Source organism: Acinetobacter lwoffii, from assembly GCF_024129685.1.
In the GTDB taxonomy this organism is placed as follows: Bacteria; Pseudomonadota; Gammaproteobacteria; order Pseudomonadales; family Moraxellaceae; genus Acinetobacter; species Acinetobacter lwoffii_X.
The window spans coordinates 23,985-44,194 of sequence record NZ_JAMXXL010000007.1 but is presented as its reverse complement, the minus strand read 5'-3'; the positions used below and the strand labels follow the sequence as shown (position 1 = coordinate 44,194).

General features: G+C 43.1%; 20 protein-coding genes. 5 read left to right on the top strand and 15 right to left on the bottom strand.

All coding sequences use genetic code 11. From position 1 onward, the window contains the following. Positions 1-62: 62 nt before the first annotated feature. The 3 genes from NI464_RS05015 to truB all read right to left on the bottom strand — a co-directional run bounded on the left by NI464_RS05015 (position 63) and on the right by truB (position 2,347). Complete coding sequence (locus tag NI464_RS05015) at positions 63-530, bottom strand: hemerythrin domain-containing protein (protein ID WP_253137895.1); 468 nt, start codon at positions 528-530, stop codon at positions 63-65. Between the two features lie 134 nt (positions 531-664). After that, entirely contained in the window at positions 665-1,429 is a 765-nt protein-coding gene (locus tag NI464_RS05010; protein ID WP_004281582.1) for a sulfite exporter TauE/SafE family protein, read from the bottom strand. 12 nt (positions 1,430-1,441) lie between these two features. Next, positions 1,442-2,347 carry a tRNA pseudouridine(55) synthase TruB gene (gene truB, locus NI464_RS05005; RefSeq protein WP_253137894.1) on the bottom strand — a complete coding sequence of 302 codons (906 nt, stop codon included), beginning with the start codon at positions 2,345-2,347 and terminating at the stop codon, positions 1,442-1,444. Between the two features lie 186 nt (positions 2,348-2,533). Here truB and NI464_RS05000 point away from each other — a divergent pair, with 186 nt between their 5' ends. The 5 genes from NI464_RS05000 to NI464_RS04980 all read left to right on the top strand — a co-directional run bounded on the left by NI464_RS05000 (position 2,534) and on the right by NI464_RS04980 (position 8,170). Next, entirely contained in the window at positions 2,534-3,562 is a 1,029-nt protein-coding gene (locus tag NI464_RS05000; RefSeq protein WP_253137893.1) for a lipase secretion chaperone, read from the top strand. Between the two features lie 390 nt (positions 3,563-3,952). Continuing rightward, on the top strand, positions 3,953-4,963 hold the full coding sequence (locus NI464_RS04995; RefSeq protein WP_253137892.1) for an esterase/lipase family protein: 1,011 nt from the start codon (positions 3,953-3,955) through the stop codon (positions 4,961-4,963). Positions 4,964-5,046: 83 nt separating this feature from the next. Continuing rightward, complete coding sequence (locus NI464_RS04990) at positions 5,047-6,018, top strand: esterase/lipase family protein (RefSeq protein WP_253137891.1); 972 nt, start codon at positions 5,047-5,049, stop codon at positions 6,016-6,018. A gap of 133 nt (positions 6,019-6,151) precedes the next feature. Further along, a complete protein-coding gene (locus tag NI464_RS04985; protein WP_044109069.1) occupies positions 6,152-7,120 on the top strand; it encodes an esterase/lipase family protein in 969 nt (322 codons plus the stop codon). 69 nt (positions 7,121-7,189) lie between these two features. After that, positions 7,190-8,170 (top strand): esterase/lipase family protein, encoded by a 981-nt coding sequence (locus NI464_RS04980; RefSeq protein WP_253137890.1) that lies wholly within the window; start codon positions 7,190-7,192, stop codon positions 8,168-8,170. Positions 8,171-8,694: 524 nt separating this feature from the next. On the opposite strand, the gene rplS is transcribed toward NI464_RS04980, so the two are convergent. The 12 genes from rplS to ispH all read right to left on the bottom strand — a co-directional run bounded on the left by rplS (position 8,695) and on the right by ispH (position 20,129). Then, the gene (gene rplS, locus NI464_RS04975) at positions 8,695-9,069 is read right to left on the bottom strand and encodes a 50S ribosomal protein L19 (RefSeq protein ID WP_004281205.1); all 375 of its coding nucleotides are present in this window, start codon (positions 9,067-9,069) and stop codon (positions 8,695-8,697) included. 185 nt (positions 9,070-9,254) lie between these two features. Then, positions 9,255-9,989, bottom strand: coding sequence for a tRNA (guanosine(37)-N1)-methyltransferase TrmD (gene trmD, locus NI464_RS04970; RefSeq protein WP_253137889.1), 735 nt, complete (start codon positions 9,987-9,989; stop codon positions 9,255-9,257). Between the two features lie 28 nt (positions 9,990-10,017). Beyond that, complete coding sequence (rimM, locus tag NI464_RS04965) at positions 10,018-10,566, bottom strand: ribosome maturation factor RimM (RefSeq protein WP_004281200.1); 549 nt, start codon at positions 10,564-10,566, stop codon at positions 10,018-10,020. Positions 10,567-10,596: 30 nt separating this feature from the next. Beyond that, entirely contained in the window at positions 10,597-10,854 is a 258-nt protein-coding gene (rpsP, locus tag NI464_RS04960; protein WP_085064356.1) for a 30S ribosomal protein S16, read from the bottom strand. 138 nt (positions 10,855-10,992) lie between these two features. Continuing rightward, the gene (locus NI464_RS04955; protein WP_111810597.1) at positions 10,993-11,436 is read right to left on the bottom strand and encodes a type IV pilin protein; all 444 of its coding nucleotides are present in this window, start codon (positions 11,434-11,436) and stop codon (positions 10,993-10,995) included. Further along, on the bottom strand, positions 11,423-11,962 hold the full coding sequence (locus NI464_RS04950) for a type IV pilin protein (protein WP_253137888.1): 540 nt from the start codon (positions 11,960-11,962) through the stop codon (positions 11,423-11,425). Before NI464_RS04950 ends, NI464_RS04955 begins: the two co-directional genes overlap by 14 nt. Positions 11,963-11,971: 9 nt before the next feature. After that, positions 11,972-16,309 carry a pilus assembly protein gene (locus NI464_RS04945; protein WP_420914104.1) on the bottom strand — a complete coding sequence of 1,446 codons (4,338 nt, stop codon included), beginning with the start codon at positions 16,307-16,309 and terminating at the stop codon, positions 11,972-11,974. 45 nt (positions 16,310-16,354) lie between these two features. Then, positions 16,355-17,065 (bottom strand): pilus assembly protein PilX, encoded by a 711-nt coding sequence (locus NI464_RS04940; protein WP_253137886.1) that lies wholly within the window; start codon positions 17,063-17,065, stop codon positions 16,355-16,357. Next, positions 17,065-18,087 (bottom strand): PilW family protein, encoded by a 1,023-nt coding sequence (locus tag NI464_RS04935; RefSeq protein WP_253137885.1) that lies wholly within the window; start codon positions 18,085-18,087, stop codon positions 17,065-17,067. The genes NI464_RS04940 and NI464_RS04935 overlap by 1 nt, the downstream gene beginning before the upstream one ends. After that, positions 18,080-18,562, bottom strand: a complete 483-nt coding sequence (gene pilV, locus NI464_RS04930; protein WP_253137884.1) for a type IV pilus modification protein PilV — start codon at positions 18,560-18,562, stop codon at positions 18,080-18,082. The genes NI464_RS04935 and pilV overlap by 8 nt, the downstream gene beginning before the upstream one ends. Positions 18,563-18,580: 18 nt before the next feature. Continuing rightward, positions 18,581-19,018 carry a pilus assembly FimT family protein gene (locus tag NI464_RS04925; RefSeq protein WP_253137883.1) on the bottom strand — a complete coding sequence of 146 codons (438 nt, stop codon included), beginning with the start codon at positions 19,016-19,018 and terminating at the stop codon, positions 18,581-18,583. Between the two features lie 160 nt (positions 19,019-19,178). Further along, positions 19,179-20,129, bottom strand: coding sequence for a 4-hydroxy-3-methylbut-2-enyl diphosphate reductase (ispH, locus tag NI464_RS04920; RefSeq protein ID WP_253100458.1), 951 nt, complete (start codon positions 20,127-20,129; stop codon positions 19,179-19,181). Positions 20,130-20,210 lie beyond the last annotated feature (81 nt).

Here is a 20,210-nt window from a genome sequence, read left to right as displayed (position 1 = left end):
ATTGGTATAAAAAAGATGGCACTACAGCCATCTTTTTTACTTATTCGATTTGAATTTAAAGTTTAGCTTTGTACCAGCATATCTTTTTTCATGTCTTTATAACGCTGGTATTCATTCTTGTACTGTACTGCTAAAGCGGTCTTCTGCTCTTCATCCAGAATTTTACCGGCCTGCTGGAAGAAACCATGTTCCTCTTCTTTTAAGTGATGATGCACTTTTTCGGAAAGTTTTTTGGCCATGGCAATCCAGCCCGGATTACTCAATTCAGTTACAGTCAGTTCCTCGATCATTTCATCCATTTCATGATGTTCGGCCAAGGCATGGCGGGTAATATTCAGGCCCGAATCGGTCATCATCAAGGGAATATAAAAATAACGGTCTTCCGCAGCTTCATGGGCAAATAATTCATTTTTGAGTTGCTTGAACAGCTCGCGGCGTTCTGGTGTATCCCCGGAAGTCTGTAATAATTTTTCTGCAAGATCACGCTGAATCTCATGACTCTCTCTTAATGCTTCAAAAATAGTCGTCATTCCGATATTTCTCCGATTGTTTTATTTTTCATATCATTGATTCTAGAAGATTTTCAGAACAGGTTCAGACGCAGTTTATACAGTGATTTGTTAAGAAATTTTAATATCGAGAATGATTTACATCGGGTTTAGATCTAAAAAAACATCTGGTATGCCATCCGGCAAATCAGCAGACTGACCAGAATCAGGAATAAAATCCGGATAAAACCACTGCCATATTTAAATGCCAAACGCACCCCGACCAAGGAACCACAAATATTGGCTACAGCCATCATTGCCCCGACCATAAACAGCACATTGCCACTGGGAATAAAAAAGCTTAAGGCGGCCAGGTTGGTGGTGAAATTGGCAATTTTCGATAAGGCCGATGCATGCAGGAAGTCGACGCTCAAATAGCGAATAAAAAAGAAAATAAAGAAACTGCCGGTGCCCGGACCAAAGATACCATCATAAAAGCCTATTGCCAGACTCCCCAAAGCGGCCAGAATCAACATTTTCCGATTCAGTTTTTGTTCGGTATGCACCTGGCCAAACTGTTTTTTCATTAAGGTATAGATTGCGATCACGATCAACATGACCAGCACAAAAGGCTTAAGGATCTCGACTGGAATTAGCGTAACGCTGGCTGCACCCATAAAAGAACTGACAAAACTGCACAGTGCAATCACGCCCAAGAGCAGCCACGGCAGTTTTACCTGACGCAGATAGGAAAATGCCGCAGAAGCGGTGCCACAAATGGACGCGAGTTTATTGGTGCCAAAGACCGTAGCAGGCTGTAAATGCGGTAAACTCCCCATAATTGCCGGGATCTGGATCAGACCACCACCACCCACGGCAGCATCAATCGCCCCTGCAAAAAATGCAAAGACAACCAGACTGATGATGATCTCTATTTCCATATCTTGACTCGATTAGAGGTTCAGGACGCGTTTGGGTACCAGACGTTTTTTGTCGGTAATTTCTGCCAGCCCCAGACATTTCTCGCCATCAAAAACCAGCACCTGTTCAGCTGCTTCATGTTCGATATTGCTTTCCATGCCGCGGCTAAAATATTCTGCGCGACCTTCGGGTACCTGCACTTTTGGAAAATGATCAACCGGTGCATAGGCCGGCAACAACAGTGCATCACGCTCTGCTTCGCTCAGGCTTTCCAGATATTCAATGGTATAACTCGGGATCAAATCAAAATGACCGGTTTTGATGCGGTGCAGATAAGTCAGATGGCCATAAGTTCCCAGTGCTTTGGCAATATCTTCACCCAATACCCGGATATAAGTCCCTTTAGAACAGGTAATATCCAGCGTGATACTGTTCTCCGTAAAGGATAAAAGCTCAATCGCTAAAATGGTAATCGGACGTGCTTCACGTTCAATCTCGATACCTTTGCGCGCCAGTTCGTATAAAGGACGGCCTTCTTTTTTCAAGGCAGAATACATTGGCGGCACTTGCTGGATATCCCCGATAAACTGTGCCAATTTGTTCTGAATCAAGGTTTCCGAGAGTTCAGGAACTGCTTTTTCCAGAAGCACCTCGCCTTCCACATCTCCCGTGGTGGTACTATGTCCCAAAAATACGGTCGTCTGATAACGCTTGACCGAATCTAATAAATAATGCGAAAACTTGGTCGCCTCTCCCAAACATACAGGCAATAAACCAGATGCCAGCGGATCCAGCGCACCAGTATGGCCGGCTTTTTGTGCACGGTACAACCAGCGGACTCTTTGTAATGCGGCATTAGAGCTGATACCCAAAGGCTTGTTGAGCAGGAAGACACCACTGAGATGACGGCGCTGAATTTTAGGAGATGATGCTTTCATGGCAAAAAATCAGACATTTTATAAATTGGCGCCATGGTAAAACCCTGCGAGAGGATTTACAACTTTTCTATAGTTTCTAATGATTTTTATGGCATATTGAGCCGGCTTGAACATCTAAAAGCTTTAATATCTAAAAGCTTAAATATCTAAAAATAATGAAATAACGAGAAAATAGGTGCATAGGATATGCAGAAATATAAAATATGGATCATTCTGGCGTTGCTGGTGCTATGCATCCTCACACTGATCTTATGGCTGTCCCCAAAAGAAAATACCCAGGCGGATACCGGGACAAAAATGCCTTTAACCGAAACTCAGGCAGAGCAAACCGCACTCTTGGTCAATGGTCCTGCCAATGCAGCTTTCCCCAGTGCCAGCCAGCAAGATACTGAAATCAACTGTCAGATGCAGTTAGATGCCAGCAACCGTCTGTTCGTGAATGAACAGACCCGCAACTGTTTTGAATATTTTATTACCCAGTTCGGTGAAAAAAATCTGCAGCAGATCCAGCAGGATTTTAAAGCCTATATTCGCCAGAATCATAAAGAACCGGCTCTTTCGCAAATTCTGGATTTATGGGATCGTTATCTCCAGTACCGTCAGGGTTTGGGTCAGCTCACTGCACCGGCTGGGCTGAATCAGGAAGATCCTGCCTATTATCGCAGTATCTATAACAGTACCCAGAATTTGCGCCAGCAATACTTTTCCAAGTATGAAATTGAGGGCTTGTTCGGTACAGAAGATGCCTATCATGAATATACCCTGGATCGGATGAGTGTACTGGCAGACAAAAGCTTAACGGAGACTGAAAAAGCGCAAAAGCTCAAATCACTGTTTCAGCAACTCCCGCAGGACTGGCAGGAAAATCTGGAACAACTAAATAAACTGGAAGATCTGCGCAAACTCACCGCGGATATTAAAGCCCGTGGCGGTTCCAGTGATGAAATCCGGCAGATGCGGATTAATCTGGTCGGTGCTGAAGCGACACAGCGTCTGGAACAACTGGACGTACAACGTAGCGACTGGAAAAACCGGGTGACTGGCTATTTAGATGAACGGGATCAGATTACCCAATCCAGCATGTCCGATACCGTTAAACAGCAAGCCATTGCCCAACTTCGCAGCAAACATTTTAATACACCGCAAGAACAGCTGCGAGTAGAAACCTTTGAACAGGTTCATGATCAGGGAGCCAAGCTGCCCTTTGCTGAATAAGCCTAAAAGCCATCACCTGTTGATGGCTTTTTTATAAATGCCCTTTTGATAACTTTATATTTTTTCTCAAAATGATCTTTTATAGTTGTTTCCAAATATTTCGTATTTACACAAAATAACCTAGATAAATTTTAATTATTTCAAAGACTTTTTATTTAAATACATCTGTCAATAAAACATATACTTACAATGTAAATTCCTCCTGTCCTGCATGTCCCCAAATGACATGGTTTTAGACCTCTGAAGTGAAAAAATACAGCTTCTTCAAAAGAAAAATTGCTCAGCCACTGAAGGCCGAAACTGTATTTCCATCGTCTGATTTGTGGCTTACAACACTCTACAAAAAGCAATGATTGCTTGAATAACGATAAAATTAAAAAAGGGACAGCTATGCATACTTTCAGCAAGACAGCCCAGTTACTGACTGTGGCTTTAGCGACTACTCTGGGATTCAGTTTTTCTGCACAGACTCAGGCTGCAGCGAGTGCAACACAAGTCATCGAAAAGAGCCGGTCTGACTATGCCAAGACCAAATATCCGATCTTGATGGTGCATGGCTGGCTAGGCTGGTCACGCATTGGCACCGATAGTATCGGGCTGGATTACTGGTATCAGATTCTGCCAGATATGGCACGTAATGGCTCAACCGTCTTTGCGGTACAATTGTCTCCAGCAAATACAACGGCGCATCGCGGTGAACAACTAATTCATCAGGTTGAAGAGGTTGTGGCAATTACCGGCAAGAAAAAACTGAATTTGATTGGTCACTCTCATGGCGGACCAACAGTGCTGTATGTTGCAGCGACCCAGCCGCAGTATATCGCCTCTATTACTGGCGTTGCAGGAACCTACCATGGCTCCAAAGTGGCAGATGATATTCAGAACAATAGCCTGACGCGTACCGCCTTTAACATTTTAGGTGATTATATTATTGGTCCATTGATTGCACTGGGTCAGTTTAAGCCTGAACTGGAAATTGATTTTGATGCTTCCATGAAATCCCTGACCCAGACCGGCTCAAATACTTTTAATGCCACAGTGGCACAACAGGTAGTCAAAGATGGCGTGTTGGCGTCCACAGAAAACTGCAATAAAAATTTAAAACAGAAAGACAGTAAAGGTATTCATTATTATTCATGGACGGGTGTGGCCCAAGCCACCAATGCCCTGGATATTGATACGATCCTGATGCAGCTCGGCCCTTTATCTTATGGCAGTAAAGACAATGATGGCATGGTATCACGTTGTAGCGCTTTCATGGGCAAGGTCATTCATGACCAGTACAAACTCAATCATACTGACCTGGCCAATATGATGTTTGGTCTGAAAGGCGTGTTTGCACCCGATCCGGTCGCCCTCTATCGCCAGCATGCCAACCGACTCAAATTAGAAGGTTTATAACGCCAGGGTGCCTATATTTCAGCTGAAATATAGGCTTTTTTCTGGTTCTTTTCATTTGATCTATCAGTGACCGGGAAGCTGCAATGAAAAAAATAATCTATCACTTGAACCTTTTACTGCTGGTTTCCATCTTGACTGGCCCTGTGCAAGCCTCGGCATTACAGGAATATAAAAGCAATTTTGTCCTCTCGAGTTATGCCAAGACAAAATATCCGATGGTCTTTGTTCATGGTTTTGGTCTTGGTTTTAACCGGATTGGAACGGATCGCATCGGTTTGGATTATTGGTATCAGATTCCCCAAGACCTGAGCCGGCATGGTGCACGGGTGTTTTCTGCCGAATTGTCTGCTGTTGCGTCCAATGAACTGCGCGGTGAACAGCTCTTGATGCAAATTGATGAAATACTGGCACTGACGGGCCAGAAGAAAGTCAATCTGATTGGGCATAGCCAAGGTGGCCCAACAATTCAATATATCGAGGGCGTTGCACCGCATAAAGCCGCCTCTTTAACCGCCATTGCCGGGGCGATGCAAGGCACCCCGGTTTTTGTCAATGCCAGCCAGACGCCACTGCTTGAACCCTTTATCCATGCCATTGGTACAATTTTGGGCCATAGCATGAATCTGGTTACAGCTAACCAGTATCCGGTCAGTATTATCGAGGCACTGCAAGCCACGAATCCAGAGGCGATTCAGGCCTTCAATGTGAAATATGGCTCCTCTGCCATTCCCCAAAACTGTCAGACCCAAGGCAGCAAACTTACATCCAATGGAATTTACCACTATTCCTGGATGGGCAACCGGCAGGCAACCAATTCCTTGGATGCGATAGAGTCTACAGTCGTGACTTTAGGTAGCAGTTTCCTGAAAGGAGAAGCCAATGATGGTGCTCTACCGCTGTATAGCGGACGCTATGGCCAAATCATCCGTCAGGACTATGCCCATAACCACTTTGATGAAGTAAACCAGTTTTTTGGCATTTTGGGTCCTTTCGCGCAGGATCCGGTCGCACTGTATCGCCAACATGCCAACCGGCTCAAGCTGCAAGGCTTATAAATCACTTATTTTATGAATAGATCATCTTTATTAATTAAAAAAACTTAGGAAACTGAGTCCCTGCTACATAGGGGAACTTTAGGCAACTGGATGAGGATCATCCCGTTAAAACAACAAAAGTGAGGAAAATATAATGAAATTCGGAATATTAATCACCGGCCTGCTGCTGGCGGGTACATGTCTCAGCACCCAGGCATCCACCCAGGCCAGTCAGGTCACAGCAAAAGCTAGTTCACAATATGCCAAGACCCAATATCCGATTGTCTTTGCACATGGTATGGCGGGTTTCATCCGGATCGGTACTGACCAGTTTGGACTGGATTACTGGTATCAGATTTTACCGGATCTGGCGCGTAATGGCGGTAATGTCTGGGCAACACGTGTCTCGCCTTTTAACTCATCGGAAATTCGGGGTGAGCAACTTTTAGAGCAGGTAAATGAAATTCTGGCCATTACCGGTGCAAAGAAAGTCAATCTGATCGGTCATTCCCATGGCGGCCCGACCATTCGTTATGTCGCAGGTGCAGGGAATGGAATAGTCGCTTCCCTGACTTCTGTCGGTGCTCCGCATAAGGGCTCCCCGGTTGGAGACCTGATCCTGCAAGCAGAAGGTACACCGATACAAGGGCCTTTAGTCGGTGGTATCAACCTGGTGTCTAAGGCCATCACCTGGGCACAAGGGTTGGATCCGAACAGTTTCCCGCATGATTCTCTGGCCGGTGGTAGCAGCCTGACCCTGGCAGGATCCGCTCAATTCAACCAGAAATATCCGCTCGGTATGCCAACCACCGCCTGCGGTGAAGGTAAGGAAAAAGACGGTGATATTCGTCATTATTCATTTACCGGTATAGGTCAAGTCACCAATCCGCTCGATCCTGATTCAGCCTTGACAGTTACAGCTCTACTCATTGATGGCGGCAAGGAAAATGATGGTCTGGTCTCCCGCTGTAGTGCCAAATTCGGTAAAACCATTCGGGATAACTACAACTGGAACCATCTGGATGAAGTGAACCAGTTCCTCGGATTAAAAAATATCTTTGCTCCAGACCCAGTCGATGTTTATCGCCAGCATGCCAACCGGCTCAAATTGCAAGGCCTGTAATTCAATCTCATCCCTGTCATCCTAATGCACAGGGATTTTCTAATTTTTAAACCGCCAAAATGGAACTTTATGAAAATTAGAACGCATTTTATAACCTTATGCTGCGTGTTATTTGCGGGCCAATATGTGAAGGCTTCCAATTTGCAGCAAGCAGAATCCAGATTTGTCGTGTCCAATTATGCAAAAACACAATACCCGATTGTATTTGCACATGGCATGGTCGGCTTTAATCGAATTGGTTTTGATGCCTTAGGCATGGATTATTGGTATCAAATTTTGCCAGATTTAGCCCGTAACGGTTCAACTGCCTTTGCCACCCGCATCTCACCTTTCAATTCCAGCGAAATCAGAGGTGAACAATATGTGGAGCAACTGAAAGAAGTCATGGCAATCACCGGCGCCAAAAAACTGAATTTAATTGGTCATAGTCATGGTGCGCATAGCGTGCGTTATGCAGCCGGGGTGATACCGCAACATGTAGCCTCCGTGATGACTGTGGGGGGTGCCAACCAAGGCACCATTGTCGCCTCTGATGTCATGCGACTTGCTAATCAAACCGGAACATCTGAACTGCTCAATACCCTGATCAGCAGTTTTGGCAACGTCATCATGTGGGCACAAGGCTTAGACAGTCAAGCTTTCCCACATAATGCTCTGGCAGCAGGACACAGCACGTCGATTGAAGGCACAGCCGAATTTAACCAACGCTTTAAACTCGGGCTTTCGCTGAGCCCATGTGGTGAAGGCAAATATACAGACCAAGGCATTGCACTGTATTCAATGACGGGCAATCAACCCGTGACCAATCCCCTAGATGTCAGCGATGCCGCCATGAAAGCCTTGGATCTGCTTTCTGCGAGTAAGGCTGGCGCAAATGATGGAATCGTCTCGGTATGTAGTGCCAAATTTGGTAAAACGATTCGTGATGATTACCCGTGGAATCATCTGGATGAAATCAACTTGTTGTTTGGCATTAAAGGTACCTTTGCGCCTGATCCAGTTGCTGCCTATCGTCAGCATGCCAACCGTTTAAAACTGCAAGGTTTATAAAACCACCCAAGCCTCTATTCATCCAGAGGCTTTTCTATCTTATTTTTCGCTAATTTTTTTCTTAAAATTTACTTGCTAATCATGATTAAACTGCATATAAAATATTCATCAAATATAAAAAAATAAGTGTGAAATAAAATAAATGCAGATACGTTCTATAGAAATCAAAAACAAATTTAAAAGAACCTGCCCCCTGCTGCAAACGAAAAGTCATTAATCCTTTTCAATTTAAAAAATATGAGCCTTATTATTGCCCCTCTTGTCATCGACATATTATCGCAAATGTATGGATCAGTATTTTACTGGCTATCACACAATGTTTTATTTGCATTCAACTTTTTAATGCAGGATTCCCGTCTTGGGGATATTTTGTATTATTCCTGATGTTTATTCATAAAATTTTCTTGGATATTTTTGATGCTATGATCTTGCCTTTTCAGGAACATTTCGAATAAATCTACATAAAAATTAGGTATAAAAAATGCGCCCAAAGGCGCATTTTTTTACTCGTATAAAGCTTAAAATTAAGCTTTAGTTTTACGAGCTGGTAATTTTTCACGAATACGTGCAGCTTTACCAGACAATTCACGTAGGTAGTAAAGTTTAGCACGACGAACGTCACCACGACGTTTCACTTCGATACCAGCAACGATTGGAGAGTGAGTTTGGAATACACGCTCAACACCAACACCGCTAGAAATTTTACGTACTGTGAACGCAGAGTTCAAACCACGGTTTTTCTTAGCAATTACAACGCCTTCGAACGCCTGTAAACGCTCACGGTCGCCTTCTTTTACTTTAACTTGAACAATAACTGTATCACCTGGTGCAAAAGCAGGGATGTTTTGTTTCAATTGTGCGTTTTCAATTACTTGAACTAAAGGATGCTTACCGCTCATGGGGTATCTCCAATATGTGCGAGTCAGAAGAGGTCTGATCATCGCTGGGTATAGAGGCTAAAGCGCATACACCCGATTATCTTTCCCTTTATGGTTGACCATCTCAACCATAAAGAGCCTATTAAAGAATACTTAAATCATTTTAAGTACTGGCTTGAAGACAGAAATGATTACTCATCAATATCTTACAAATCTTTCAGCCATTTTTTTTGCAGCTTGGTCAGCTCGACTTTTTCCACCAACTCTGGGCGGCGTTCAAGTGTACGCTGATATCGCTGCAAAAACCGCCATTTTTCAATATTGGCATGATGCCCGGACTTTAACACCTCAGGCACATCCAAACCTTCAAAATGATCTGGCTTGGTATATTGTGGGCAATCTAGCAGACCATCCACAAATGAGTCTTGCACGTGTGACTGTTCATCAGACATGGCACCCGGAAGTCTCCGGATAATACTGTCCAATAAAACCATCGCAGGCAGTTCACCACCCGACAAGACGTAATCTCCAATTGACCATTCCTGATCAACGTATTGCTGGATCAAACGTTCATCGACGCCTTCATAACGTCCGCACAGTACGATGATTCCGTCATATTTGACAAAATCCTGTACCGCAGTTTCGTTTAAGGTTTTTCCTTGCGGTGACATATACACCACAGGAACCTGAACTGCACCCGCTTGCCTTGCAAGCTCTTTGGCATGCTGGATTGCTTTTGCCAGAGGCTCAGCCATCATCACCATACCCGGACCACCACCGAATGGACGTTCATCCACGCGTTTATAGTTGCCCGTCGCATAATCGCGAGGATTGATGTAATGAATTTGCATCAACTCACGTTTTGCTGCGCGCCCGCTAATCCCATAGGCTGTAATCGCTTCAAACATTTCAGGAAAAAGCGTAATGACTGCAAAAAACATCGCAGACTCCCGTATTTCCGAAAAATTCTTAGTAGTCTACGCCCCAATTGACGTAGATACGACCAGCTTCAAGATCAACGCGTTGCACCACATCTTTATGCCATGGGATCATTCGCTCTTCGCCATCGATGCTGTCGGCAGTTGCGCGAACCACCATCACATCGTTAGCACCTGTCTCAAACAGCTCAAAAATTTGACCGAGATTGACTTCTTGCTCTTCATCGTCCAGACCTAACACAGTTAGACCTTTTAAATCAGACCAATAGTACTCATCTACGCCTGCTTGAGGCAGTTGCGATTTAGAGATCCAGACATTGGAGCCAACCAGTTCGTCTGCGCCAGTGCGATCACTCACACCTTTCAGCGAAACAACCAGTCCTTTACCATGTGGTTTCCAACGTTTTACATCGACAATTTGCCAACCTGCTTTGGTCTCAATGTACCAAGGCAGATAGTCAAATATGTTGCTCATAGGTTCTGTATTGGAATAGACCCAGAGCCACCCATTTAATCCATATGCTGAACGCAACTGTCCAATCTGAATACGATCTTCGGGAACATTCTGTGTTGGTGTCATGGGCAAGCTACTACCTAATTTATAGAAAAATTATGCAGCAACTGCAGCTTTTTTAGCTTGAGCAGCTAAAGAAGCAACACGATCAGAAGGTTGAGCACCTTGAGAAACCCAGTGAGCAAAACGTTCAGCATCTAAACGAAGTTTCTCTGCTTTACCTTGAGCTGTAGGGTTGAAGAAACCGATACGTTCGATGAAACGACCGTCACGTGCATTACGGCTATCAGTCACAATGATTTGATAGAACGGACGTTTTTTAGCACCACCGCGTGCAAGACGAATAACAACCATGATAGAACCTTATAGTTTTTACGGATTATCCCTGCACCGACCATCGATACATTTCAAACCCCTTTCATAGAGGGCAGTATTTTACGCGAAGTTTGCCCTGAATAAAAGATCAAAACGTATTTATCCGCAGTTTTGAATTTATTTATCGGACCAAGCAGAACAAGTATCTGTTAGCACAGGAGAATCTTTTCCTTTAAACCAGCATTGGCGGCCTGTCTGATCTAAACTTAAGGCACCATTCCCTTTTTGTGCAGCTGTTGAAATAGGCAAAGCTGACAAGGTATATGCTTGATTAGATGCATCAATTGCTAAATTAATATTGTATAAAGCTTGATGGCTTGGAAATGTACTACTTCCTCCAATACTCGCCAATGTTGCATTTCGATAACTATGATTCATCGCCTTATAACTTTGCAAACGCTGCGCTAGTTGCATCAGCTCCGTTTGAACCTCTACACGATTGGCACGGACTTTATAACTGGTATAGGATGGCATCGCAATGGCAGCCAAAATAGCAATAACAGCTACCACAATCATGAGTTCAATCAGTGTAAATCCGCGCTCTTGATTACCAGTTTTCATTATTTGTAGTCCCACAAGTATATGTTGAAACCATATCTGGAGTCCGAGTTTGACAACGTACACCTTCACTAGTCAACAATAAATCGTAATTACGTGGTTGTTTTAAGGTTGTACCTGTTTTAGCACGTTCAACCCGTATCACCCAGTTTAAACCACGTACAGAACTTGAATCTGCGGTTTCATTACCATCTGCGCCTCTTTGTATAGACAAAGGCTTCTTGGTGGCTAAATCCAATAAAGTAAGGGTGAATTTAGTATCTGAACCATCTACAGGAATTGCTAAAGTGCCTGTGGATGGTGCATAACCTGTATATAAGTAGGTTGCATCAAAACCTTTATAGCTGAAGTTTTTAGCTTTGAATTTTTCTAGCTCTGTCGCTATTCGCAATGCTTCCTGCTTTGCTAAAGCAAGATCTTTACGCTGAATATATGCGGCATAACTCGGAATCGCGATGGCTGCAATGATTGCGATCACAACGACCACAATCATCAGCTCAATTAGGGTAAAGCCTTTCTTGAATTGCATACTCCCCCCTTAACGCGACTCATACCAGCGCATTTGCTTGAGTTTTACCTGTGTATTAAACAACTGGCATTGAGGTAAGTTTTTATTGGCAGGTAAGCTACAATCCAGTGCAGATGGCTGATCACGATTCACCACTAAACTCACTGTATTTGCATTATTTCCATAACCCTGACCCAAACCTGTACCCAAAATACCTGCACCAAGTTTTACCCGATCTGGTTTGTTTCCAGTGCCTGAATAGAAATTACATTTCCCTGTAGGTAAACAATATTGATACAGATAGGAGTCACCCGCTACACCTGCACCACAGTTACCACCAATACCAGTACCATCTCGGTCATAAACATTGACATAGAGCATACCATCTAAAGCATACAGGTCATTCATACCTTTATAACGGCCTGCTTTTGCACTATCAAAATAAGCTTTCCAACCACCATTGTATATATTATTTTGCCCACGACGTGCTACACCACTATCAAAGTTAAGTTGGGTTAAGCTTTCATTTTCGGTATATAGTGTGATGCCTGATTTATACAAGTCCTGACGTGCTACATCATTGTCATACACTACAAATACGGCATCATTAGCACTTACTGTGGAGTTTAAACCAGCTAATGGCGAGCTACGGTTACCTGAACTAAAGGCAACTGCAGCAAAGTAGCTCCCATCATCTTGATGAATAGACACACTTGGCATTTCATAGAAACGAGGACTCAGACCAGAACCCTGATGCTCTGTAAACAAAAGAACAGCACGAGTTGCAAAGTTTGCTGTATCTGTTGCTCGATTATTAAAGTCAACACGGAATGCCTGCCCACCCAAGTCACCAAAATAGATATGATCTGTTAAACCATCTCCATCACGGTCAATCGCATTAATTTGCGAAACAACACTGTATTTTAGCTCATTGTTCTGAGTAAATCGGCTAGCACCTGTTTTTTCACTATCACTCGCCCACCAGAGTAAATCGCCATTGTGTGCATCAAACATATACACACCATTCCCTTTGGTCGAGCTTGGGTTTTCATTAGGAGTTTCATAAACTGGGTCGTAACCACCACCTACAAACATTACCAGCTTGCGCGTATCGCCCCAATTCACATAAGCGAGAGTCGGTTTTGACCAACTTTGCCCCATTTGCTTGAGTGCAGCAGAAGCATTATCTGCATCTGGATTGATATGGAATTTCAATTCAGGCTTTTCAATGTCAGTTAAGTCCAGCGCATAGTAACTTTTTCCACCCATGCGCAAACCGCCATACACCCACTGCATACCAATCAGGTTCTGCGCATTTTCTTCATCGCTCGCTTTACGCCCAGAATCTTTCACCGTTAATGTTCCATCACTTTTTGAAACATATTGGGTGTGTGCAACCCAAGGACCGTCTACACCATAGAACAAATTGTTTTTACCCAAACCTGTATATTTGCCACTATCTATAAATGCATTTTTTTGTTTTTCCATCATTTCATGCGGTACAAAAGCAAATACTTCCTTGCCTTCGTCATCTACCACATGCAACGCACCTTGCGTAGAACCAAACATCAGGTAATCTTTACGACCCGTTGTAGTTAACTTACCATCTACAACCGTAATTTTTCCTTCTTGGGTCAGCATGACTGGCGTAGAGTGCATCACACTTCCAAGCTCTCGGTACTCTTCTTTACTGGTTAAATCAGCTAAACTCGCAATGTTCTCTGTAATACCTACATCATAACCTAGGAAATTTAACCAATAGTTTTTATCGGCATCATACTTGAATTTTGCAATTTCATTATTCTCTGCAAATAAACTCAATAAACTCACTTGTGCCAATCGATCACCTGAAACAGCGGTTTTATCCGCTTTAATCACTCGATTGGTGAATACTTTACGTTTTGAATTTTGCTCGCCATTTGCGGCAACTAAAGTGCCCAGTGGTAATTGACCTTTAACACCATTGGTCCATAAACCTACGGCATCTTTATTGAGCGCACCCGTACTTAAAATTAAGCGCTGTAAGTTTTTGTCGACCAACTCACCATTTCTTAAATTGTATTTATTTAAATTCCCCGCCCAAAGCTGGGTATTCTCCTGAGGTTTTGGCTCAAAAGCTGCATAATATCCGTATGGCTGCAACTGAACTGGATTTAAGCTGTCTACTGGAATAGTTGGACTACCTGTTGCAATAGGTTCAAAGTCTGCCCCAGCTTTGTCTACAAAATCAAGAATACTGTTTTTAATATCTTCTGAGTTTTCAGCATAATAGAATCCACCATCACCATATTCTGCACTACCCCACAAACAGGCATTTTTTGCATCTTGATTTGGTGCACTGTCACAATCATAAGTACCATTTGCATTTTTATTAATACCTGCAAACGATGAACCAAAACCAACTACCGCTGTTTTGATACTCATATCTGCAGGGTTCTTTTGAGTGTTGGATAATAACGTACGATTACGCAATTTTTTCGCGTAGGCACCTATATATTCCCAACCACCTGCTTCACCCGCAAATAGATTAGATTTTAGCGGTACAGGCTTTAGTACATCACTACTATTAATATCAGGTCTGCCTGAAAAAGCATAAGCACCATTGGCTAAGGAATGATTCATAATCGTGCGTGCCATAGTGTCTTTAGTCGAGTTTGGCGCACCGTCAGTTAAGAAATAAATCCCATTGCCATCACAGCTATTGGTCGTCCCTCCAGCTTTATAATTACTACCATTTTTTGCTTCATCAACAGAATAAACAAAACCCCCATTATTATCTATAGGTGTGATGACGGTTGGAGTAAGAGCAGTGTAAGTTGTACGTGTCATATTATAATTTTCTGTATGCAAACCGCCTTGTGGATTTCTAGCACCAGGTAAGGGATCAATACTGCCATCAGCAGGGGCTAAACATCGTCCAGCAGCGACTTCGTTTGCTGTTGCATTTCTAGTCCAAGGGCCACCTGTTGTTCGTCCACATAGTGATGCCCAACTACTGAGTGGACTAGAACCTGAAGGACAGCTTTGCCAATCCCTAAAATTACCATTGCCCCAAAGACGATGAGGACGAACCGTGGCTGATTGGGTTTGTGTACATCTACCAGTACCTAGAGTGGTCGTAGATCGAATCGAAAAAGGACTGGTACGATATGACACAATCCCAATGGTACCACCTTCATACCCCCCCCATACTGTACCTACAATCGGCTCAATATCCATCGGCTCATTATTGACTTTCATCCAACCGCCATAGCGCCAGCCTTCGGGCATCTTAGAAAACACTTCCCATGCAGAGTCCATTGAACCTACTTCATTTTTGAAAGCCGCCTGACTCGTAATTTGTCTCCAACCTGTAGGGCTTGTAGAGTCGGGTTTAAATACACCACCACTTATCGTTCCTGTAGTAACTGTTCTATTATTCCCATCATACCAAGGCCAATTATTGATACATTGCTGTACTGTTGCCCCCAAAGCATCCGTGGTTGTAGTCCCGACCTCTACACAAATAAAATAAGCTTGGGCTGAGCCATTCTGCATGGCCATATAACCATCGTAAATGGTATTGACCTGCCCACTATTTGTACCCGTGCCACCTGTGGTGGTTCCCATCATATACGCACCTGCTTCTGCATACGCATGTACGGTTGGGGTACCACTTGCAGCTTTGGTAACATTTGGATAATTATTACTAGATAACTTTAAATCAGGATTAGATGTCCCATCTTCATTTGTCGTAGTATCGAGTGATTTAATGTTGGCGATTTCTCGAGCAATTCTAATCCGTTGCGCAGTGTCTAACGGTGCATTGGGCACCAATATACGCCCTGAGTGACCATCGGTTAAGCGGTTGGTCGCAGTACCAATGGTTAGCTCTGTTTTAGATGAGAATTGCCCCAACCCCATCACAACATTGGGACCCAACTCATCACTCGCTAGTAATGGTAAAATTGCATCTTTTAAACGAGAGAGTCGATCATATTCTTGTACCCATTGACCTTTAATTTGCTTGCCGCAGCCACGCATATAATAATCAACTGAAGTTCCACCAATATTCACAGTCTTTTTGATTGCTGTTTTGTTTGTGGCAGGGTCTTTTAAATTATAGTGCCACTGATAGATATTAGCAGTTGAAGAGCCGTCTTTATAATATTCAGGTACAGTAGCTCGCCCACATAATGGCTCAGTCACATCACCTGGACTGCCATAGGCATTGTTTTTTGGCAATACCAATGAACTAATTCCCATACTCCCAGAGGTATCCAACATTAAAAGAATATTGGTTTTACCCTTGGTTGCATCCTTATAAATCTCAATATCACTGGCAACCGAAGTTTGAATACTTCCGCACACTGCCCATGTCATCATCATTGACACAGTGGCAGAAAGAACTTTTTTATTAAACTGTTTCATTTGTTAATCCTCACTGATGCTGTTCAACTGCGACACAAGCTTTGGCTGGCCACCCACCACATAGTCAGCACGTTGTGTGTTATAGGGAATATTTAAACCTTCAAAACAGCGTGATACATTTGCCGCACGCTCTCTAAAACACGCTTCAATTTCACTTTTGGTTGCGCTAGAAAAACTTGGCAAGACTGAAATCACGGTGACGCTAATACTGTTCGACACCACAGGTAAGCTGCTTGAGCCAATACTGGTGTTTTGAGCTACGTGTGCAAATGGCACCACATTGTCTATATTTTTCTTTAAATAGACTTGCGCCAATACCGCTGAACGCCCTGTCGCAAACTGATTGGCTTTACAATAACCTGTTACCCCAATTTTGGTTTTTGAACCTGTTCGGGAAATTGCACTAGCTTGACTCATAGAAAAAAATGTACTTTGCGATGCACGGTAGCAAAACACCAACTCATCTTCTGCATTAGCAGCGGAGTTAAAATAGCTATACATACCATCTTGGGCTAATTGGCGCTCAACTTGGTTCGGGTTTTCCAAATTAAATAATGCCGCATTGCTATTTTCTAAAAGTAGCGCTTGCACCTGACTATTTGTTGCCAGCCTTAAACCTAGAATGCCCGAACGAACGGCCAATGTGCCCACCAAGGTAATTAAAATCAGAATAACCAAGACCACAATTAAGGTCGCACCTTTTTGCTGATTCATTACGATGCTCCCAATGTATTACGCAAACCAACCACTTGAGTGACCAGTTGACGTATGTATTTTTTATTCAAATTCGCATCACCATCGAACACCACTGCAGTAGTGGTACCTGGGAGGGTAATAGTTTGATTATTTAAACCAGCATCAGCCCCAATATTGGTCGCAGATCGCGCTACTACAGACACCTGCAAGGAAATCACTTGTAGATAATTTTTTTCCTCAGTAATAGATGACATCAAATCGGTATACTCATCCATTGTGAGATAACGCAATTGATTATTTTGTGGATTTTTCACACCCAAAAGCACCTTAAACGCATCAATATTTTGCATGAGTAATTGTGCGTTATTATTTAAGCCCGTAATACTGCTATCGCCTGCATTATAATGCCCCGCATCACAGTACAGCCCGTAACGATCCAAACCATCACTGCCCTGCTGTGAATTTGGTAACTTTGCTATAAAGTAACGCTGTACCATGGTTGGGCGGATTGCTTGGGTGTCTTCATTGGCTTTGGCGGTTGTAAATCCAATTCTATTGCCTTCGCAATCATACATATCTGTATTGCTTAATAATCTTTCATTGATTTTCTTGGTAGCATCATTTGGGTCAACATCTGATGCTTCTTCAATTTGATACTGTGGCACAAACTGAATCACAATTTGATCACTTTTACCTGCCGTTGCATCATCGGCAAAATTTTGTGTGCTATACGCAATATTGGTCAAATTTGCATGCAAACTGGATGGATAGTTTTCTTGGGCAAAAATTACGCCAGAACCCACCATCTTATTATTAACTTTTTGGTTAGACGGTGTGTTTAGATTGGCGTGTCGTAAATCATGAGTCAGCATTGCCAAGCCAAAATTTGAGTTTTGCTGCACATCACCCATACCCAATTGAAATCCTAAAGATCGTTGTGCGCTGAGAAAAATAGCAGTTGCTGCACTGACCACCAACAAACCAATTGCCAAGCCAATCATCAGCTCAAGTAAAGTGAAACCTTTCTGAAGCTTAGTCATAGTTATAAGCCTCCATAATTATGCATTGTGCGTTTGGGTTATACGCTGTGCCATTAGTACAGTGATTACCCCCACTTCCATTTGTTGCAGTGGTTGTATCCCAAGCCACATATACACATTTTCTTTTCAGGGTCGAACCTTGGCAGTCGTTCACAGCAATAGACATGCCTAAATTTTCTGCACGCAACTGAACTTGTTTAAAGTCATAGGCTGCCATTTGATCACTGGTACAAAAATTTGCAGCACAATCTGTCACTGTTGCAGTTGCCTTATATTCATCTAATCCAGCACGATTCATACGGATACGTTCAGATAAATCTCGTGCAATATTCATGGCTTGAATATTTTGACCTGCATCGGCACTGGCAGAAACTGCCCGAATTTGCAAAGCAGTAAAGCCTAGCACTGCAATTCCAAGCAGCACCAATGCCACTAAAACCTCGACCAAGCCAACACCACGTTGATTTCTTATCATTGTTCTAGCCTCATCCTATTAATTTGGGCATGTGCTATTTGAGCGTTCATATCGAATCGAACCGTTTTTAAAAAACTCGATGACCGCTTTTTTTGAACTATCTTTTTGATGCTGCAAAATAAAACACTCACGATCATTCGCTGAAACTAAAAAGCCAAACATATTGTAGGTCAGGCTATTGACTGGTTTGGTTGCCCAACTGGTATGTTGCTCTGGCAGCCACTTGAACTTGCCGTCTGTTACCGAGGCGTCTAGTGCCAACTTCTGTTCTTTCTTAGTAAATACAGCTTCTGAACGTGCCATTGTGGCCAATTCAACAATAGCTCTTGCATCGCTATGTAATTGGTTTTTACGAATCATGCTAGACATTGAAGGAGCAGCCATTCCAGCAATAATCGCCACCACAGCAATCGTCACCATTAGCTCAATTAAAGTGAATCCTTTATTTTCCTGCATACTCTCCCCCAGGCAAAACTTTGGCCCAGTTAAAATAATACGCATTAAAGTTACAAAACCCACACAGAGCAGATAAAAGGCATAAAAAAACAGATAACTGTCATTTCCCAGTTATCTGCTTATTTTTAAATAAGAAACAGAATGTTAAACAGTTAACACTCTAAGCCTGTGTTACAGGAATACGTAACTCTTTGGGTAGGCTAAAGGTAATATTCTCTTCCCGCCCATCCAGCTCTTTAGGCGCTTGTGCACCCCAATCCTGTAAACGCTGAATGACCTGTTTAATCAGTATTTCAGGTGCAGATGCGCCTGCTGTTACCCCAATCTGGGCATTTTCTGCAAACCATTCCTGCTTGAGTTCATCGGCATTATCGACCAGGTAAGCCGCTTTACCCATACGTTCAGCCAGCTCACGTAAGCGGTTTGAATTTGAAGAGTTTGGAGAACCTACTACCAGAACCACATCACAGCGTTCAGCCAGATCACGCACTGCATCCTGACGGTTTTGTGTGGCGTAACAAATATCATCTTTACGTGGTCCCTGAATCAGCGGGAATTTCTGGCGAAGGGCATCAATCACTTTCGCTGTATCGTCAATTGATAAAGTTGTTTGCGTGACAAAAGCCACTTTTTCAGGATTGCGTACCGTTAAAGCGGCGACATCTTCTTCATCTTCAACCAGATAAATCTCACCACCATTTTTTTTATCATATTGCCCCATCGTACCTTCGACTTCAGGGTGACCTTCATGACCAATTAAGATGGCCTCTACACCTTCACGGGCATATTTGGTCACCTCAATGTGCACCTTAGTCACTAAGGGACAAGTCGCATCAAAAACCTTCAGACCACGACGTTCGGCTTCTTGTTGTACGGCTTTAGAAACACCATGTGCGCTAAAAATCACGATATTATCGTCAGGAACTTCGTCGAGTTCATCGACAAAAATTGCACCACGCTGACGTAAGTCATCGACGACAAATTTGTTATGCACCACTTCATGCCGCACATAAATCGGTGGGTTAAAGCATTCTAGGGCACGGTTCACGATCGCAATGGCACGATCTACACCAGCACAAAAACCACGTGGGTTGGCTAAAACAATTTCCATAGAATCCTCAATACTCACACCATTTTTAGCGGTTCAATTGAAATAAATGTAAACAATCGACTGACAACTATTTAGTTTAAA

Coding starts and splice junctions, on each gene's coding strand:
- rplS (WP_004281205.1), bottom strand. CDS start 9,069: ATGAGCGGTAAGCATCCTTTAGTTCAAGTAATTGAAAACGCACAATTG.
- trmD (WP_253137889.1), bottom strand. CDS start 9,989: ATGTTTTTTGCAGTCATTACGCTTTTTCCTGAAATGTTTGAAGCGATT.
- NI464_RS04950 (WP_253137888.1), bottom strand. CDS start 11,962: ATGCAATTCAAGAAAGGCTTTACCCTAATTGAGCTGATGATTGTGGTC.
- NI464_RS05015 (WP_253137895.1), bottom strand. CDS start 530: ATGACGACTATTTTTGAAGCATTAAGAGAGAGTCATGAGATTCAGCGT.
- NI464_RS04940 (WP_253137886.1), bottom strand. CDS start 17,065: ATGAATCAGCAAAAAGGTGCGACCTTAATTGTGGTCTTGGTTATTCTG.
- truB (WP_253137894.1), bottom strand. CDS start 2,347: ATGAAAGCATCATCTCCTAAAATTCAGCGCCGTCATCTCAGTGGTGTC.
- NI464_RS04955 (WP_111810597.1), bottom strand. CDS start 11,436: ATGAAAACTGGTAATCAAGAGCGCGGATTTACACTGATTGAACTCATG.
- NI464_RS05010 (WP_004281582.1), bottom strand. CDS start 1,429: ATGGAAATAGAGATCATCATCAGTCTGGTTGTCTTTGCATTTTTTGCA.
- NI464_RS04985 (WP_044109069.1), top strand. CDS start 6,152: ATGAAATTCGGAATATTAATCACCGGCCTGCTGCTGGCGGGTACATGT.
- NI464_RS04980 (WP_253137890.1), top strand. CDS start 7,190: ATGAAAATTAGAACGCATTTTATAACCTTATGCTGCGTGTTATTTGCG.
- rimM (WP_004281200.1), bottom strand. CDS start 10,566: ATGACACCAACACAGAATGTTCCCGAAGATCGTATTCAGATTGGACAG.
- NI464_RS04925 (WP_253137883.1), bottom strand. CDS start 19,018: ATGCAGGAAAATAAAGGATTCACTTTAATTGAGCTAATGGTGACGATT.
- ispH (WP_253100458.1), bottom strand. CDS start 20,129: ATGGAAATTGTTTTAGCCAACCCACGTGGTTTTTGTGCTGGTGTAGAT.
- NI464_RS04990 (WP_253137891.1), top strand. CDS start 5,047: ATGAAAAAAATAATCTATCACTTGAACCTTTTACTGCTGGTTTCCATC.
- NI464_RS04995 (WP_253137892.1), top strand. CDS start 3,953: ATGCATACTTTCAGCAAGACAGCCCAGTTACTGACTGTGGCTTTAGCG.
- NI464_RS05000 (WP_253137893.1), top strand. CDS start 2,534: ATGCAGAAATATAAAATATGGATCATTCTGGCGTTGCTGGTGCTATGC.
- rpsP (WP_085064356.1), bottom strand. CDS start 10,854: ATGGTTGTTATTCGTCTTGCACGCGGTGGTGCTAAAAAACGTCCGTTC.
- NI464_RS04945 (WP_420914104.1), bottom strand. CDS start 16,309: ATGATGATGACATGGGCAGTGTGCGGAAGTATTCAAACTTCGGTTGCC.
- pilV (WP_253137884.1), bottom strand. CDS start 18,562: ATGATAAGAAATCAACGTGGTGTTGGCTTGGTCGAGGTTTTAGTGGCA.
- NI464_RS04935 (WP_253137885.1), bottom strand. CDS start 18,087: ATGACTAAGCTTCAGAAAGGTTTCACTTTACTTGAGCTGATGATTGGC.